Origin of the sequence: Streptomyces sp. IBSNAI002 (assembly GCF_052244475.1) — a bacterium.
Taxonomy (GTDB): Bacteria; Actinomycetota; Actinomycetes; order Streptomycetales; family Streptomycetaceae; genus Streptomyces.
On record NZ_JBQPXG010000002.1, the window covers coordinates 3,349,160 to 3,363,271 of the forward strand.

At 66.3% G+C, this 14,112-nt stretch carries 23 protein-coding genes and 1 other RNA gene; 4 read left to right on the plus strand and 20 right to left on the minus strand.

The features are described from left to right. Nucleotides 1–42 precede the first annotated feature (42 nt). On the plus strand, nt 43–1,557 hold the full coding sequence (locus ACTVZO_RS16145) for a recombinase family protein (protein ID WP_269288139.1): 1,515 nt from the start codon (nt 43–45) through the stop codon (nt 1,555–1,557). A 116-nt stretch (nt 1,558–1,673) separates the two neighbouring features. Here the strand turns inward: ACTVZO_RS16145 and thyX are convergent, their stop codons facing one another. The 19 genes from thyX to ACTVZO_RS16240 form a co-directional block, all read right to left on the minus strand. Continuing rightward, complete coding sequence (gene thyX / locus ACTVZO_RS16150) at nt 1,674–2,360, minus strand: FAD-dependent thymidylate synthase (RefSeq protein ID WP_443303192.1); 687 nt, start codon at nt 2,358–2,360, stop codon at nt 1,674–1,676. A 52-nt stretch (nt 2,361–2,412) separates the two neighbouring features. Then, a complete protein-coding gene (locus ACTVZO_RS16155) occupies nt 2,413–2,655 on the minus strand; it encodes a hypothetical protein (RefSeq protein ID WP_215147501.1) in 243 nt (80 codons plus the stop codon). 20 nt (nt 2,656–2,675) lie between these two features. Beyond that, nucleotides 2,676–2,945 carry a hypothetical protein gene (locus ACTVZO_RS16160; protein ID WP_443299047.1) on the minus strand — a complete coding sequence of 90 codons (270 nt, stop codon included), beginning with the start codon at nt 2,943–2,945 and terminating at the stop codon, nt 2,676–2,678. A 20-nt stretch (nt 2,946–2,965) separates the two neighbouring features. Next, a complete protein-coding gene (locus ACTVZO_RS16165) occupies nt 2,966–3,397 on the minus strand; it encodes a hypothetical protein (protein WP_443299048.1) in 432 nt (143 codons plus the stop codon). A 9-nt stretch (nt 3,398–3,406) separates the two neighbouring features. Continuing rightward, a complete protein-coding gene (locus tag ACTVZO_RS16170; protein WP_443299049.1) occupies nt 3,407–4,276 on the minus strand; it encodes a deoxynucleotide monophosphate kinase family protein in 870 nt (289 codons plus the stop codon). A gap of 5 nt (nt 4,277–4,281) precedes the next feature. Next, the gene (locus ACTVZO_RS16175) at nt 4,282–4,635 is read right to left on the minus strand and encodes a hypothetical protein (protein ID WP_443299050.1); all 354 of its coding nucleotides are present in this window, start codon (nt 4,633–4,635) and stop codon (nt 4,282–4,284) included. Beyond that, nucleotides 4,632–5,291 (minus strand): hypothetical protein, encoded by a 660-nt coding sequence (locus ACTVZO_RS16180; RefSeq protein WP_443299051.1) that lies wholly within the window; start codon nt 5,289–5,291, stop codon nt 4,632–4,634. Before ACTVZO_RS16180 ends, ACTVZO_RS16175 begins: the two co-directional genes overlap by 4 nt. Nucleotides 5,292–5,369: 78 nt before the next feature. Further along, nucleotides 5,370–5,957 (minus strand): hypothetical protein, encoded by a 588-nt coding sequence (locus ACTVZO_RS16185; protein ID WP_443299052.1) that lies wholly within the window; start codon nt 5,955–5,957, stop codon nt 5,370–5,372. A 19-nt stretch (nt 5,958–5,976) separates the two neighbouring features. Further along, nucleotides 5,977–6,381, minus strand: a complete 405-nt coding sequence (locus ACTVZO_RS16190; RefSeq protein WP_443299053.1) for a hypothetical protein — start codon at nt 6,379–6,381, stop codon at nt 5,977–5,979. Nucleotides 6,382–6,410: 29 nt separating this feature from the next. After that, a complete protein-coding gene (locus tag ACTVZO_RS16195; protein WP_443299054.1) occupies nt 6,411–6,635 on the minus strand; it encodes a hypothetical protein in 225 nt (74 codons plus the stop codon). A 14-nt stretch (nt 6,636–6,649) separates the two neighbouring features. Beyond that, nucleotides 6,650–6,982: a hypothetical protein gene (locus ACTVZO_RS16200; protein ID WP_443299055.1), complete on the minus strand. Its 333-nt coding sequence runs from the start codon at nt 6,980–6,982 to the stop codon at nt 6,650–6,652. A gap of 162 nt (nt 6,983–7,144) precedes the next feature. Then, nucleotides 7,145–7,432 (minus strand): hypothetical protein, encoded by a 288-nt coding sequence (locus ACTVZO_RS16205; RefSeq protein ID WP_443299056.1) that lies wholly within the window; start codon nt 7,430–7,432, stop codon nt 7,145–7,147. Between the two features lie 78 nt (nt 7,433–7,510). Continuing rightward, the gene (locus tag ACTVZO_RS16210) at nt 7,511–8,050 is read right to left on the minus strand and encodes an antirestriction protein ArdA (RefSeq protein ID WP_443299057.1); all 540 of its coding nucleotides are present in this window, start codon (nt 8,048–8,050) and stop codon (nt 7,511–7,513) included. Nucleotides 8,051–8,157: 107 nt separating this feature from the next. After that, nucleotides 8,158–8,487, minus strand: coding sequence for a hypothetical protein (locus ACTVZO_RS16215; protein ID WP_443299058.1), 330 nt, complete (start codon nt 8,485–8,487; stop codon nt 8,158–8,160). 80 nt (nt 8,488–8,567) lie between these two features. Then, the gene (locus tag ACTVZO_RS16220) at nt 8,568–9,050 is read right to left on the minus strand and encodes a hypothetical protein (RefSeq protein ID WP_443299059.1); all 483 of its coding nucleotides are present in this window, start codon (nt 9,048–9,050) and stop codon (nt 8,568–8,570) included. Between the two features lie 28 nt (nt 9,051–9,078). Continuing rightward, nucleotides 9,079–9,143: hammerhead ribozyme type II (locus tag ACTVZO_RS16225), an RNA gene on the minus strand. Nucleotides 9,144–9,202: 59 nt separating this feature from the next. Next, on the minus strand, nt 9,203–9,850 hold the full coding sequence (locus tag ACTVZO_RS16230; protein WP_443299060.1) for a hypothetical protein: 648 nt from the start codon (nt 9,848–9,850) through the stop codon (nt 9,203–9,205). Nucleotides 9,851–9,996: 146 nt separating this feature from the next. Continuing rightward, a complete protein-coding gene (locus ACTVZO_RS16235; protein WP_443299061.1) occupies nt 9,997–10,428 on the minus strand; it encodes a hypothetical protein in 432 nt (143 codons plus the stop codon). 799 nt (nt 10,429–11,227) lie between these two features. Beyond that, on the minus strand, nt 11,228–11,677 hold the full coding sequence (locus ACTVZO_RS16240) for a hypothetical protein (protein WP_443299062.1): 450 nt from the start codon (nt 11,675–11,677) through the stop codon (nt 11,228–11,230). A 416-nt stretch (nt 11,678–12,093) separates the two neighbouring features. Here ACTVZO_RS16240 and ACTVZO_RS16245 point away from each other — a divergent pair, with 416 nt between their 5' ends. The 3 genes from ACTVZO_RS16245 (at nt 12,094) to ACTVZO_RS16255 (ending at nt 13,722) form a co-directional block, all read left to right on the plus strand. After that, on the plus strand, nt 12,094–12,561 hold the full coding sequence (locus ACTVZO_RS16245) for a DNA cytosine methyltransferase (protein ID WP_443299063.1): 468 nt from the start codon (nt 12,094–12,096) through the stop codon (nt 12,559–12,561). Next, a complete protein-coding gene (locus tag ACTVZO_RS16250; RefSeq protein ID WP_443299064.1) occupies nt 12,518–12,973 on the plus strand; it encodes a DNA (cytosine-5-)-methyltransferase in 456 nt (151 codons plus the stop codon). The genes ACTVZO_RS16245 and ACTVZO_RS16250 overlap by 44 nt, the downstream gene beginning before the upstream one ends. Nucleotides 12,974–13,293: 320 nt before the next feature. After that, a complete protein-coding gene (locus ACTVZO_RS16255) occupies nt 13,294–13,722 on the plus strand; it encodes a phage terminase small subunit (protein ID WP_443299065.1) in 429 nt (142 codons plus the stop codon). Here ACTVZO_RS16255 and ACTVZO_RS16260 read toward each other — a convergent pair. After that, the gene (locus tag ACTVZO_RS16260) at nt 13,719–14,093 is read right to left on the minus strand and encodes a hypothetical protein (protein ID WP_443299066.1); all 375 of its coding nucleotides are present in this window, start codon (nt 14,091–14,093) and stop codon (nt 13,719–13,721) included. The genes ACTVZO_RS16255 and ACTVZO_RS16260 overlap by 4 nt on opposite strands. Between the last annotated feature and the right edge of the window lie 19 nt (nt 14,094–14,112).

Here is a 14,112-nt window from a genome sequence, read left to right on the forward strand (position 1 = left end):
GTTCGATTACTCTGGCCCACGAACCGGAACGAGAGAGTCCACATGGGGATAGTAGTCGGCGGCTACGCGCGCATCAGCGACGTAGGGGAACTCGGCGACGGCCGAGACGGCGAGGAAGGCGTCACCCGCCAGAAGGACGACGTGCACGACCTCGTCAAGGGGCGCCATCTGACCTTGCACCGGATGTACGTGGACAACGACTTGTCCGCCTACAAACGGAGGGTGGTCCGACCGGACTTCCGGGAACTCGTGAGCGACCTGGAGACCTCCGTCATCTCAGGCATCGCGGCCTACAACATCGACCGCATAACGAGGCAGCCGCGCGAGCTGGAGCAGCTCATCGACATCTACGCGACGGCCCGCCGTCCGATGGTGTTCGCTACGACCGCCGGCGACTACGACCTGTCGACAGACGACGGCCGCTTCAATGCCCGGCTGTACGTGATGATCGCGAACAAGTTCTCGGCGGACGCCGCGCGACGGGTCGCCCGGCAGAAGAAGGCCGAGGCGATGCAGGGAAAGCCACACAAGGGGCGGCGGCCGTTCGGATGGCAAGACGGCGGAGAGAAGGTCGAAGCGTTCGAGGCCGAGCTGATCCGCAAGGCTCAGCGCGATGTCCTGAACGGCAAGCTACTCTCCGAAGTCCACGCCGAATGGGTCGAGCTGGGGATCAGTAGCCCCCAAAGCGCGCCCGGCGAGACGATCTCGTTCTCCAGCGTTGAGTACATCATCACGAATCCGCGACTCTGCGGGTACCGGGCTTACGTGCCGCAGGCGGAGCGGGAGCGGCGAGGCAGGATCGACCTCGGCGAGTGGCTCCTTGAGCGTACGGACGGCACGCCGATCATCGGCACGTGGGAGACCATCTGCACCCCTGATGAGTGGCGGGCGGTCCGGGACGTGCTGAAGTCACGCAAGAGCGAGGGGCGGGGCCGCAAGAAGGGCTCGACGGTCTCGAAGCGGAAGCTGACGCGCATCGGGCGGTGTGGTGAGTGCGGGCATGGCGTGCAGTCGGGGAACTACGCGCGAGGCACGACGAGCTATGAGAAGTACGGCTATTACTACTACTGCCGGAAGGCGGACGGCGGGTGCGGCGGAGTGTCGCGATCCGGCCCGCCGGTCGAGGAGCACGTCGAGCGCGTACTCCTGGCTCACCTGATGAACCTCGCGAAGGACTCGCGGCCGGGCGAAGCGCTGGATGACCCCGAACTGATCAAGGCCCGCGCGGAACTGGCCCAGGTCGAGGCGGACATGATCGAGGCTCGGCAGCTTCGCGAGGCGGGCGAGTTCCCGCTCGGCGAGTTCGTGCGGGAGATCAAGCGCCTGGAGACCAAGCAGAACGAGCTGTCCGTGAAGGTGGCGGGCCTGAACGCGATGGGTCCGCAGACGGGCGCCTCGGCCGCTGAGCGGATCATCCGCGAGTGGAAGACGTATACGGCCCCGATGAAGCGCGCTGTGATTCAGCGGTTCATCGAGGCCGTGGTGATCAAGAAGCAGCCGCGCGGCGGTAACCACGCCTTCCGGCCGGACCTGATCGAGATCATCTGGAAGAAGTGAGCGGGGGGTGCGTCAGTCGTCGGCTTCGAGCCGGAACCGCTGGCGCACCCACTCGACATCTTCGGGCCGGGGGGCGGGCGCCTTGGCGAGTTCACGGGCGATCCACTCCTCGGTGGTCACGGGGCGACCCGGCCGTTCTTCTCGAAGGCCGCATGGGTGACCGGCATGAGTCCGGCGAAGATCGCCTCGGCCTTCTCAGCGCACATCTCGATCTCGCGCTGAGGGTTGGAGACGAAGGCGGCGCCCTCGCGGTGGGTGCGGAGGCTGAGGAAGTTCATCAGGCCCCGCGGATTCATGGTGACGTACATGGAGCTGTAGATGCCGACCGGCAGGGCTGCGCGGGCGATCTCGCGGGCGATGCCGGCGGAGAGCATCCGCTCGTAGGAGCGGTAAGCGGTCTCGTAAGCGGTGACCAGCTCGGTGTCAACGGTGGAGAACTGTTCGGTCGTGCCGGGCTCAAAGCGGTAGGAGCCTGCCTTGCCGACCTGGACGAGGTTGCGGCCTACGGCCGGGAGGTAGAACGCTGGCCGCAGCTCGCGGTAGCGGGCGGACTCCTCGTTGTACGAGGCGATGCGGTGGCGCTGCCACTCCCGGAAGACGAAGATCGGGGCCTCGATGTAGAGAGTCAGGCCGCCGTGCTCGAAGGGGCTGCCGTGCCGCTCGCGCATGAGGTAGTTGATCAGGCCGGTTTCGCGGTCGGCTGCCTCGTCGGGGGATTGGTGGGTCTGGCCGATCGTGGAGACGCGGGCGGCGCGCACGACGGCCTGGTCCGACAGGTTGTGGTCGACGAGCTGGACGGTCATGTCGGAGCGGAGGTTGAGGTTCACGACGGCCTTTCTGGTTCAATCTTTACACTCAGGCCGCGTAGTAGGCGGCGTTCTCCTCGTAGGAGCGGCGGGACTGCTTCGTGAGGTGCCACATGCCGAAGTCGCACTGGTAGGCGCGGTTCTCGCGGTCGATGGCTCGACGCTGGCCTCGACGTTCGGCGGAGCGATCACGCTTGGCCTGGGCCCGGCCGAGCGCCTTCTCTGCTGCTCGCTCGTCGGCGAAGGCCCGCTTGCCGGAGCACTCGCAGATGTGGAATTCGACGGTCTTCATGGGCTGGTCCTTTCGACTGTTCAGGTGCGGGGGGTCTGCGTGAGGCTGCGGTTTCGGGCCATCCGCATGTAAGTGAGTACGGCGTTGCGCTGCACTCCGAGGTAGTCCGCGAAGTGGCGGGCGGGGTTGATGACGCCTTCGGCCTCGGCCTTCGTGTAGTGGGCGGCAAGGCGGATGAGGAAGCCGTCGGACACCCGTGCCGTCTTGCCGCGTAGGGCTAGCAGTTCGGCGATCTCGGCCTCGGTGACGCTCGGGGTGCGGAGGATGTCGGCCGGGTCGGTGCTGGTCATGTTGATGTCCGTATCTGTGGCTACTTTTGCTGGAACTTGCCGCAGGGGCAGGTGGGGATATGGCAGGCACCTCGGGCGGCGCCGGCAAGGGAGTGGGTGAAGGGGGCGTGGCCGCATTCGGGATGGAAGCAGTACCCCTTCCATCCCTTCTTGCCGTCCACGTTGGCCAGCATCAAGCCGGGGCTGTAGAGCTTCACCACGCGACCGGTGCCGCCGAACGCCATCTTCGAGGCGAAGGTCTTGATCTCGGCCTCGCTGCCGAAAGCGCCAAAGTTCAGGCCCCTTCGGCCGTCCTTCCAGGTGTGGACGAGGGCGAACAGGTCTCTCATCTGGAGGAGTTCGGCGGATGTCTTGTAGATCGCCTTAGCCATCTGGTCGGCGCTCTCGAAGGTGGGGTCCTCCAGGACCGCCTTGAGGGCCTCGACCTCTTCCTTCCGGGGGGTCAATCTCATGGCTTCACCTTAACAGAGGTGTTCCATGTTTACACCTGCCGCGTTGATGGCCTCCCTCACACCCTCGTACAGGTCCCACACGGTGCCGTCGTTGCGGATCACCCCGTCGAACGCGTACCCGGCGAGGGCGTTCTCGCTGGCGTGCCCGGCATGGGCAATGTGGTCTTGCCCGGCCCGCTCGACGAGGAGCACCAGGCCCCCGCGCGAGCGGATCGCGTCCGCCTCGTTGGGGAAGCGCACGTCTGTGATGACTGTGGGCCCCCAGGACTCGTAGTCGCGGAGGAGGGCGTCGACCCACACGTTCTCCCCGAGGACCGCCCGGCCGCCCTCCGTACCGAGCTGCTGGAGATACCGGCGCACCTCGGGATAGACGTCCTTTGTGGTCTCCCACCCGTAGCCGTCGACTTCGTAGCGGAGGCTGGTCACTCCCTCCGCGTACTCCTTCTCCACCATGAGGGGGTCGAGGGCGTACAGCATCTCCTTGACCTTGTCGGCGAACGCCTTGCGCTGCCATCCGGCGCTGAGGAGCACGTCGGCAGCGGTGTCCTTGCCCGAGCGTGCGGCCCCCGCGAAGCCGACGAGCGGCACGGACTTGCTGACGGATTCCGCGGTGCCGGCGGACTCGAGAATTTCCTCGTCGAGGAGTTCGACGGTCCAGTCCATGAGCATCGAGACCCAGTTCTGTCGGGTCGCCTCGGCGCCGGGCTCCGGGTCGACGTGGAGGCGGTAGACCTTCGTTCGGGTGCCGTCCCAGGTGGCGGTCTTGAGCTGGGGGTCGAGCACGAGGTATCCCTCGCGCGTGACGGTGTGGCCTCGGGTGTCGCGTCCGGTGGCGCGGATGTGCTGGCCAGGCTTCAGGTCGGTGATCTTCGTGTTCATGGTGGTCATCCTTCGTGGCTGTCGTGGAGTCGGTTCAGGCCGGGTGCGGAGACGTGTCCTTCGCACACGTCGCAGTCGCAGGCGTGGAGGCACAGGTCGCATCCGGGCCAGTCGCACAGGGGGTCGGGGCCGTGCCAGTGCTGCGGGTCGGGCTCGTCGCAGCCCCACCCTGCGCAGGTGCGGTCGCGGGCCCATGTCGGGTAGACGATGTGCTCACGCTGGCCACTGAGTCCGTGGGCGAGGTGTACGCCGGGGCAGGTGAAGCGCGAGCGGCTGGCGCTTTCGCGGTCCCGGAAGGCCGCTCGGCACTGGGTGCACTGGAGTCGGCCTTCCGGGCGCAGGCGAAGGTGATGCTTCACGTGGTCGGGGTGAGGTCGGCGAGGGTCTTCTCGAAGACGTGGCCGCTCATCTGGATGCGGCGCATCGTGAGGGTGCCGGCGCGTGCGTTGAGCGTCTGGAGCAGCTCCTCGATCTCGCGGGACTCCTTCTCGACGGCGGCGATGCGGGCCTCGCGCTGGTGGCGAGCGTATGCGGCTGCCTTCTCGTGCAGGAGGGCGGCTTCGTCCTGGTGCAGCTCGACCAGGGCACCGATCAGCTCGCGCGTCTTGTCGCGGACACCCGCAGGGGCCGGGTAGTCCCCGATGCCGGTCTGTCGGCGGCGTACGGGGAACTCGCGCTTCGCCGTGCGCTTGGGGTAGACGTGGACGCCTTCGGTCAGGCGGGAGTCCCACACTTCGAGGTCTCCCTCGCAGGCCGCGTAGTGGGCCCGGCCGTACCCGACGTAGAAGCCGGACGGGAGGAACTCCCAGTCGTCCTCGCTGGCCTCGTCGTAGACGGGGGTGATTCGAACCGTCCCGCGGATTCGTGGGCCGGTGATCCTGTATGCGGTCACCCATGGGCGAGCGCTTGCGGCCCAGGGCTTGGCGTTGGGCTCCTCGGCCAAGCGCTCGAAGTAGACGGTCCCGAAGGACAGGCCGACGTGCCCGGCGTACTGGAAGGACTCGGTCGTGTTCATGGTCTCTCTTCCCGCGAGGGGCCGCCCCCACCCTCTCCCTGTGTGGACAGGGGCGGCCGTGCTGATGGGTCTAGGAGGTCAGGCCGAGACGGCGTTGGTGGAGCGGGCCGCGTAGAAGGCGAGAGCTTCGCGGGCCTGCTCTCGGGCGTACGTGCCGCCGTAGAAGCCGGAGCAGGAGTCGACGTGCTCCCAGGTCTCCAGGGACTCGTCGGGGTCGTCGTCGCGGGTCCACCCGACGCGCTGTTCGATGACGAAGCTCCATACGTCCCCGCTGGCCCAGGCTTCGTACTCCTCCATCTCGGCCTCGATGTAGCCCTCGGTAAGGAGGCCGCAGTCGAGGGCTATGGCTTCCTCGCCTGTCATGTACCAGAGGGATCGGGGGCCGTCGTGGGGATTGGATTCGAGGACGATCGCGTCGTGGTAGATCGCTGCGTAGCGGATGAAGTTGTCGATGCCGCCCCAGCGGTTCCAGCCGTAGAAGTCCCAGGCTGCGGCGAGGGGCCCGCCGTCCTGGTCGATGGGGTGGTACTTGCCGTGGTGGGTGTCGATGGTGATGACGTGGACGAGGGTGTCGCGATCGTTGCGCGGGTTCTTGGCGTGGTCGTCGTGCACCAGGCGCACGCGGAACCGGCCGTCTTCGGTGGTGGCGAGAACGTCGTCGGACATGTTGGTCTCCTTCGTTGGCTCAGGCGGCGTGAGCAAGGGCGTCGGCGTCCCAGGCGGGGAGGGCGAGGCCGAGTTCGGCGTAGCGGGCGGCGCGGGCCTGGGCGCGGCTGGGGCCGGAGAACTTGCACCCCTTGTGCCGGCGGGGCGGTGCCGGGTTCTTGCCGGTGCGCTCCCGCATATGGCTGTAGAAGACCTCGATGTCGACGTTGCACAGCAGGCAGTGAAGGGCCCAGCGGTGTTCGCTGCCCGGGTAGCCCTGGTGGACTCCGGCGCATCGGGTGCGGGTGCATCCTTCGGGCTCGTCGACCGGCTCAGTGCGGGTGGTGTAGCCGAGTTCGAGTTTCCGAGCCCAGGCTGCCTGGAGGCTCTCGACGTTGCGTGGGTTGGGCCGCAGGAACGAGGAGAGGAACGGCGCGGTGGTCATGTGCCCTGCCTTTCAGTGGAGTTGGACGGTCAGTTGCCGTTGGCGCGGTCGAGGGATTCGTCGGCGTACTCGGTGAGGAGTCGGCGGACGATCTCGTGCTGGTGGTACTCCTCCGCCATGCGGGCGAGGGTCTGCCCGTAGTGGGCCAGGTAGCCGACGTACGAACCGAAGTCCAAGGTCACGGCGTGCTTCATGTCGGCGTCGATCTGCTGCTTCTCGGCGGTCAGGTCGGGGTGGTCGGACAGGTGCTTCATGGGGGGTCTCTCGATCAGGCGTTGGCGGGCAGGGGAAGGCCGACCTGGAGTGCGGCTATGAGGTCGTACGTGGCGTCGCGGTGCCGGCGGAGGGCTTCGAGTTCGCCGTAGCTGTCGTGGTCCTCGGCCATGTAGTCGTCGATGGCTTCGGCCATGTCTGCGATGGAGACGGCGGGGTCGATGACCTTGCCGAGGGTTCCGGAGGGGTTGACGCACCAGACCTCGGAGCCGTCGACGCTGATGTCTTGGGTGGTGATCTCGTGGCCGCAGTGGTCGCAGCGGAAGAGGCAGGTCGGCTGGAGTCCGAAGGGGGCCTTGTCGCACTGGCCGCAGAGGATGGTGAACATTGGGTAGCCTTTCGGGCAGGGCCGCCCCTCCCCTCTCCCTGTGGGGAGAGGCGGCTTCTTGCGTGGATCAGGCGAGGATGCCGATGAGTCCCAGGTGACCCATGACGACCAGGGTCAGCACCGCGACGAGCGAGCCCGTGACGATGTCGTGCGGGTCGTCGTTCACTTCGAGTCGCTCTCGGCGAGGATGGCGAGGATGTCGTCGCAGGCCGCGTACTCGGCGGGGCTGACGTGACGCCACTCCTTGTCGGGGAGCATTTCGACCGGCAGGGCCAGGACCAGGCGGTCAGCAGCCGTAGACAGGTCGCACAGGTTTTCCCAGTCGTCGGTTCCGGGGTTGTAGTCCTCCCGGAGTTGGGAGACGAATCGCGTGATCGCAAGCACCTCGGCGACGAACTCTTTGATCTTGCTGAACGCGATCGACTCGGCGTTCTTGATGGACGGCATCATGTGAGCGTCTTCCTGTGTTCGAGGGGGCCGCCCCCTGCTCTCCCTGTGTGCGGGGGGCGGCCGGGGCAGGTGGGGCGATCAGTCCACGCAGAAGACGTGGACCCCTCCGCGGGCGTCCTCTGCCGAGAATCCGCCGGTGAACAGCTCGTGCGAGGCGCGTTCCCAGTCGATGTCTCGGTAGGGCCACACGGCTAGGCGCTCGACCTCCTCCGGATCGGAGGTCTCCTCGAACCACTCGCGGGCGAAGTCGGCTTCGCTGTCATGGAATCCGCGATAGCAGTCCCGGAACTTCGCGACCCATTCGGAGCGCTCGCCGCGCTCGGCGTAAACCGGGAACCAGGCCGCGAACGCTTCCGACTCGTCGTCGGTCAGTTCGGAGAGGGCTTCGGCGATCTCGGCTGCCTCGTCCGGGGAGCACTCGCATTCGATGGCGCCCAAGAAGCCTTCGTGATCGAAGACCCACAGTTCTTCGTGGCTCGTGGGTCGGCCGTGAAGATCGTCAGGTGTCACGAGGGCGGCGGTGTCGGCTTCGTACCAGTCGCCGACCAGGCGCCCGCCGTTGTAGCAGGAGAGGCAGCCGATCCAGACGCGGGGCTGCACTCGGGTGGCCGTGAACATGGGTCCTCTTCTTGGAGATGGGCTGACGCTGGTTGGCTCGTCAGGGGGTAGGGCCCGCCTACCGCCGACCTCCCTTCGGGAGGTTTCGCCTTTGCGTGGGGAGGCTGTTAGATCCGCTGCTTGCGGGTTCCGGGTGACATCACGGCGGCGTAGCGGGCAGCCGAGATGGCCTTCCAGGTGTCGTCCGCGCCCGGCCCGAACATCTCGGGGAAGGTGTTCGTTATGTGTCGCTGGGCTCGCTGGACGAGGCCGGTGATGTCCTCGCGGTCGACCAGGCCCGCGCATCCGATGCAGGCGTGCCAGAGGCCGTCGTCGTCGAAGATGATCGCTTCGCCTGCGGCGTTGGCGAGGCCGACGACGGGGCGGTCCTCGGGCAGGACGTAGAGCCATCGGGCGGTGCCAGTGAGGTTGCAGAAGTCGCAGTCTGCCTTGCTCATGTGCGCTCTCTTTCGAGGTAGGGGCCACCCCTCCCACTCCCTGTTTGGGCAGGGGCGGCCGGAGAAGGTTGGGGGGGAGGTCAGCCCTCGACGGAGGCGAGTCCTGCCGCTCGCATCGCGTCGCGCACCTTGGTCAGCGCGGCCTTGACCTCGGCGAGCGCCTTGGCACGCTGACCGGCCGACTTGTACTGCCAGGACTGCGCCTTGAAGACCGGGGCGTCGGTCGGGCCCCCATACCCGCCGAGCCACTTCAGGATCGAACTGCGATGCGCGAGGTCTGCCGCCTCACGGCGGACAGTGGCGGCCAAGATGGTCTGCCAGTGGTGCTCGACCCAGAAGGCCGGGGTGTTGGCGAAGTTCGCCAGCGCGGTAGCGACGTGACCGGCGAGGCCCGACTCGTCGTCGCGCTCGTTGGCGAGGTTGTGAATCGCGTTGCTGCGGAACCGGAGGGCGGCGAGCCGCAGTTCCTCGCTGTCGGTGGCCAGAGCGAGACAGACCACTCCGCGGTGCTGGTCCACCATGCCGGCGGCAGCCTTGATCGCGTCGGGCAGGGACGTGCTCATGTGATCCTCACGTACGGGGATGGTTCGATGCGGGCTGGCATCGTCAGAGGGGAGGAACCGCCTCCCGCTGACGCCCCGAGGGGCGTTTCGCCTTTGCATCCATGGGTGGCCGCCCCCGCCCTCTCCCTGTGTGGGAAGGGGCGGCCGGGTGATCAGGCCCGTGCGAGGTCGCTGTTCGAGGTGACCTCTTGCACGGAGATCCCGTGCTCGTGCAGGACGCCGCAGTCGTCCTCGCCGCACTCGCACTCTTCGCGGAGCGTCTGGGCGTGCATCTCGGCGCAGCCCTGGGCGTACTGCCAGGCGGACCAGAGGGAGGTGAAGCGGGACTCTGAGTCGCGCTCGTACCCCTTGCGCTGCGTGACGAGGATTCGGCCGGTCCCCTCAGCCTGGACCTCCCACAGGCCGACCAGGTCGCCGCTCTCACGCCAGACCCGGACCTCGTGGTTCGGTTCGCACTCGCCCTCAAAGGCGCAGCCGGAGCCGTCACAGTGGCCGGTGAAGCAGTGCCACGAGTTGGCCGGGTCGCAGTCCTCGTTCCGGCAGGCTTCACACTCGCGGGCGTTCATGATGTGCATCCCGCAGCAGTCGCAGTCGTGAGCGCCTCGGATGATCTCTTCGGACTCGTCTTCGAGAAGCTCCCACCCATCCGGCACGAACAGATCGATGTCGTCCGGCTCCTCCGAGAGGTACTCCTGCACGTACGTGGTCTGTGTGGCTCCCGGCACGCCCTTGTATGGCTGCCCGATGACCAGCATCAGATTGAACTTCGCGTCGCTCGGGGCGACGACCTTCGCGCTCATGGGACCTCGAATCCAGGGGTAGGGCTGACGGGCTGGCTCGTCAGGGGGGAGGCACCGAACCTCCCGCCGACACCCCCCACCGCACCCAGACCAGGGGCACGGTGGGACCACAGGGCGTTTCGCCTTCGTAGGGTCAAACTTCACACCTAGGCGTCAAGGTCGACCGCGATGAAGATGACCTCCATCTCCTCTTCTGTCTTGGGCTCGATGCCGTTCAGGCGGTCGATCTCGGCGGCCTGCTGGGCTATGACGCGGTTGGCCCGGTCGAGAGCTATGGCCAGGTCTTCGGCTCGGCGGCCGAGGTTGTAGGCCATGGTCAGCAGGGGGAAGCGCTGGACCTCGGTCTTTGCGAGGTTGACCGGACGCTTCGGCCGCTCGATCTCTGCGATGGCCTCGACCGTGAGGAACACGGGGCCGGCACAGTAGGTGCACTTCTCCCCTGCATCCCGTGCGGTGACCTCCCGCTCGTAGAAGCTGAAGTCGACGCACTGGTAGCACCGGAAGTCGCCGTCTGCCCGCTTGAGCCCTACGGCTTTGCCGTACTGCCGATCGCGGTCGGAGAAGACGAACTCGCTCATGTGGCCTTACCTTTCGGAACCGGCTGGTTCAAAGTTTACACTAGCCGGAGAGTTTCGCCGAACCGGCTGGCTCGGCGTTGGTTCCAACTTTACACCATCCATCGTGTGGAGTTTCGCATTCGGCCTGGTCAGCGGTAGGCACTCCCATGTCCTACCGCCAGGACCCTTGGCCTGGCGCTCCCCCGAACCTTGCGGTCCGTTCGATGTGGCTACATCTTAACACGTTCCCCGGGCTGTTCCGCAACTCCCTTTGTGAGCTGCGGTTTTACCCATCATGCGCGCCGTTCCGTCCGTCCCGTTGCCGGTTCGTTCGGTCGATGTGGCTACACCTTAACACGTTGCCCGGGGTGCGCCGCAACCGCGCCCGCTGGTGAGGGCCTGAGTCCTTAGCCTCTTGCGCGCGTGCGTACGCGCCCGCTGTGCGATGTATTGCCATGTGTGTACTGCTCTATGGCCTTACGTACCGCTCTGGCTTTTCTCTGCACATTCGCTACTAACGTGCACCTATGCGCAGTGATGCAGTTGATATCCACAGTTCTGGATATCTGCCTGATGTACACCTTAAAGCGATGGCATGTCCGCATTGGTCAGACATAGGCCGGGGGGTGGGGGTATGACCCAGCCGGCGAGGCTTTCCCGTCCGCCGCGTCTTAGCAGCACGCAAGTTGCCGGGGTTCCAAGGTCGATCAGGGCCTCGACGCACCCCCCGCCGCTGGGCACGTATACGCAGGTCAGCAGGGGTGCAGGCGTCTTCCAGGGCAACCGCCGGCACTGCACAAGAATGAAGGCCGCGGCGAGGTCAGTCCTTGTCCTCCCCGAGGATCTTCCGCGCCTCCATCGAGGACATCACGGAGCGGACGCGGTGCTCGATGTTCCGCACGGACAGGCCGTCGAACTCCTTTGCGTCCCGCATCGCCTCGGCAAGCTCCTGCCGCTTGACATCGCGGGCGAAGTCTGCGGCCTGGGAGTCTTCGAGCGCGCACTCAAGCGCGAGCGTCGGCCCGTGTGCCGGGGTAGGGTCCTCGATCATCGCGAAGCGCCCATCGTCGCTGTGCACCTCGACGACAGCGGGAAGTCCCTCGTACTTCCCCTCGCACGTCTCGCGCCAGCGCTGGAGGACCAGGCGCCCGAGATCGTGAGCTGTGCCGCCCCAGGTGGTCATCTCGCCGTCGTGAGCGGGCTTCTCCCATCCCTCGGCGGCGTTGGCTGCCGCCGGCACACGAAGCTCGTACGTGAAGGTGCTGTCCATGCCGCCGACTCTATCGGCGCTCGCAAGTACGTAAGACGTCTTCGCGAAGGGGCGGCCTCCGGCCGCTACAGCCGTTTGCCGTCTTCCTGGAGTCCGCCCTCCGGGCGGCATCTCTCTTCGCCGCTGCTCTACCGCCGTCGCCCTGCGGGCGCCGTCGAAGCGTGACGGGAGTCACAGGCATTCGTCTTTCCGGAATCAAGATCAACTTGCGACTTATATATGTAAGTACGTAAGTCGCAAGGCTCGCGAGGCTTGAGCCCCGGAGGGGCTCGCCAGCAGGAAGACGCCTTGCGTAATTCGCAGGCTGGGGCCCGAAGGGCCACCTGAAGGAAGACGCGTTCACGGTAAGTACGTCTTTCACGTAGGGGGTCAGCCTGAAGATCCTTGAACTCTGCGCTGGGTATGGCGGCCTTGGAATGGCTGTCGCCCCTCTGGTGAACGGACGAATCGCGTACGTCGCGGAGAGCGCTCCAGGCCCGAGCGCGGTCCTCGCTGAGAGGTATCCGGATGCTCCGAATCTCGGGGACATCCGTGCGATCGATTGGGATCAGCTCGTCGGCGAGGTGGACGCAATCACCGCAGGGTTTCCCTGCCAGGACATCAGCATTGCGGGGAATCGGGTTGGAATTCGAGGTGCTCGCTCTGGAGTTTGGGTCAACGTCGTTGAAGCAGTTCGCATCGTACGACCGCGAATCCTCTTCCTGGAAAACGTCTCGAATATCCGGACGCGGGGCCTCGAAGTTGTCCTCGGTGACCTGGCCGAGATTGGGTACAGCGCGCGATGGGTGTGCGTACGAGCTACCGCAGCTAGCGCACCTCACCTCCGTGACCGGTGGTTCTGTGTCGCGACCCCTGAAGACACCGACCTCGAACCTCGGCAGTAACGGCGGCGCCCGCCACCCTGCCGAACGTCGAGCTGGTGGTCACGGCCCCACCCTCGACGACGAGGCGTGCTACCTCCTCCCGTACTCCGAGGCCATCCGCGATGGCCGCGAGCCCGAGCCTGCGGTCCACGGCCCCAGCTCCCCCGCGCACTGGTGGGGCGAGTACCTCCCCGCCATCCGGCAGTGGGAGGGCGTGACCGGCCGCGCCGCTCCCCCGCCCACAGAGGCGGGACGCAAGGGCGGCCCCCGAGTGACCGCCGAGTGGGTCGAGTGGCTGATGGGCCTGCCCCTTGGACACGTCACCGCGATCCCCGGCCTCACGCGCGGGCAGCAGCTCCAGATCCTCGGCAACGGAGTCGTCCCCCAGCAGGCATCGACGGCATTCGCCGCACTGCTCGACCTGGGGGTGTGATGCCGAACTGGGCTTCATCGGACAGGCGCGAGCGCCTGCCGGCGGACTGGCCGCGTATCCGACTCCGTGTACTGCGGCGGGACGGCAACCGCTGCACTGCCCGCGATCAGTACGGGCAGCGGTGCGAGGAAGTCGCCACTGACGTGGACCACATCGTGCCTGGTGATGACCATCGAGAGACCAACCTACGAGCGCTCTGCGGGTTTCATCACCAGGCCAAGTCCTCTCGCGAGGGTGCCCTCGCTCTGGCCGCGAAGCGGCGACGCAACGACCGTAAATTCCGCAGGACGGAGGCTCACCCCGGCCTGATCGGCTAGGAGGTGAGCTATGCCCGGCCCTGTGCCGAACCGCGAGGACGACCTCGCCCGCCCGCGCGAGCGCCAGGGTGGAGGCGTGCAGCCCGTGACGCGAGGCGTTGCCGGCCCACGAAGATCCCGAACGCCGACCGCACCTGGCACCCCATCGCGAAGCGACTGTGGGACTCCCTGAAGGAGTCCGGCCAGGCCGACTTCTACCAGGCGAGCGACTGGGCCCTCGCCTACTCCCTGTGTGAAGACCTCTCCTTCTACAAGAAGTCGGGGAAGAGGTCGGGCCAGATGCTCCAGACCATTTACAGCGCGTTCGAAAGGCTGCTCGTCGCCGAGGGCGACCGGCGCCGTGTGCGCGTCGAGCTGCACGAGCCTGAGCCTGAGGAGCAGTCCGCGGCCGTGCTCGCCATCGCCGACTACAAGAAGGATCTCGGACTCTAAGACCTGTATTTTACGGCGGCCTCGATTTCCGCCCTAGGATCTATTGACCCATGGCCCGCAAGCGGCCATCTGGCGTCGTCGCTAAACTCCGAGCAGTGGTATTTGCCTAGAAGGTCGACCCCGTAGTTGCGCCATCCCTGCATGGCGACAGCCCTTACTGGATCCTTCTTGCAGTACGCGAATCCGATCAACACGAGGCCCTTCACGCAGCGGTAGGGAACGGCTGGCAGGTTCAGGACACCTTCCCACCCTTTTACGCCTTCGACGCACTTCTCTATTTCGTCGTAGATATCGCGGTCAGCCCTCTGTTTATGCATTATCCACCTGTACCTCTCTTCGTCTGTCAGCATGTCCCACGAAAGTGCGACCATGGGCCTGCCTCCACCATAG

Bases quoted from the DNA above. Each gene is read 5' to 3' on its own strand.
- ACTVZO_RS16145 (WP_269288139.1), top strand. From the start codon at position 43: ATGGGGATAGTAGTCGGCGGCTACGCGCGCATCAGCGACGTAGGGGAA.
- thyX (WP_443303192.1), bottom strand. From the start codon at position 2,360: ATGACCGTCCAGCTCGTCGACCACAACCTGTCGGACCAGGCCGTCGTG.
- ACTVZO_RS16155 (WP_215147501.1), bottom strand. From the start codon at position 2,655: ATGAAGACCGTCGAATTCCACATCTGCGAGTGCTCCGGCAAGCGGGCC.
- ACTVZO_RS16160 (WP_443299047.1), bottom strand. From the start codon at position 2,945: ATGACCAGCACCGACCCGGCCGACATCCTCCGCACCCCGAGCGTCACC.
- ACTVZO_RS16165 (WP_443299048.1), bottom strand. From the start codon at position 3,397: ATGAGATTGACCCCCCGGAAGGAAGAGGTCGAGGCCCTCAAGGCGGTC.
- ACTVZO_RS16170 (WP_443299049.1), bottom strand. From the start codon at position 4,276: ATGAACACGAAGATCACCGACCTGAAGCCTGGCCAGCACATCCGCGCC.
- ACTVZO_RS16180 (WP_443299051.1), bottom strand. From the start codon at position 5,291: ATGAACACGACCGAGTCCTTCCAGTACGCCGGGCACGTCGGCCTGTCC.
- ACTVZO_RS16185 (WP_443299052.1), bottom strand. From the start codon at position 5,957: ATGTCCGACGACGTTCTCGCCACCACCGAAGACGGCCGGTTCCGCGTG.
- ACTVZO_RS16190 (WP_443299053.1), bottom strand. From the start codon at position 6,381: ATGACCACCGCGCCGTTCCTCTCCTCGTTCCTGCGGCCCAACCCACGC.
- ACTVZO_RS16195 (WP_443299054.1), bottom strand. From the start codon at position 6,635: ATGAAGCACCTGTCCGACCACCCCGACCTGACCGCCGAGAAGCAGCAG.
- ACTVZO_RS16200 (WP_443299055.1), bottom strand. From the start codon at position 6,982: ATGTTCACCATCCTCTGCGGCCAGTGCGACAAGGCCCCCTTCGGACTC.
- ACTVZO_RS16205 (WP_443299056.1), bottom strand. From the start codon at position 7,432: ATGATGCCGTCCATCAAGAACGCCGAGTCGATCGCGTTCAGCAAGATC.
- ACTVZO_RS16210 (WP_443299057.1), bottom strand. From the start codon at position 8,050: ATGTTCACGGCCACCCGAGTGCAGCCCCGCGTCTGGATCGGCTGCCTC.
- ACTVZO_RS16215 (WP_443299058.1), bottom strand. From the start codon at position 8,487: ATGAGCAAGGCAGACTGCGACTTCTGCAACCTCACTGGCACCGCCCGA.
- ACTVZO_RS16220 (WP_443299059.1), bottom strand. From the start codon at position 9,050: ATGAGCACGTCCCTGCCCGACGCGATCAAGGCTGCCGCCGGCATGGTG.
- ACTVZO_RS16230 (WP_443299060.1), bottom strand. From the start codon at position 9,850: ATGAGCGCGAAGGTCGTCGCCCCGAGCGACGCGAAGTTCAATCTGATG.
- ACTVZO_RS16235 (WP_443299061.1), bottom strand. From the start codon at position 10,428: ATGAGCGAGTTCGTCTTCTCCGACCGCGATCGGCAGTACGGCAAAGCC.
- ACTVZO_RS16240 (WP_443299062.1), bottom strand. From the start codon at position 11,677: ATGGACAGCACCTTCACGTACGAGCTTCGTGTGCCGGCGGCAGCCAAC.
- ACTVZO_RS16245 (WP_443299063.1), top strand. From the start codon at position 12,094: ATGGCTGTCGCCCCTCTGGTGAACGGACGAATCGCGTACGTCGCGGAG.
- ACTVZO_RS16260 (WP_443299066.1), bottom strand. From the start codon at position 14,093: ATGGTCGCACTTTCGTGGGACATGCTGACAGACGAAGAGAGGTACAGG.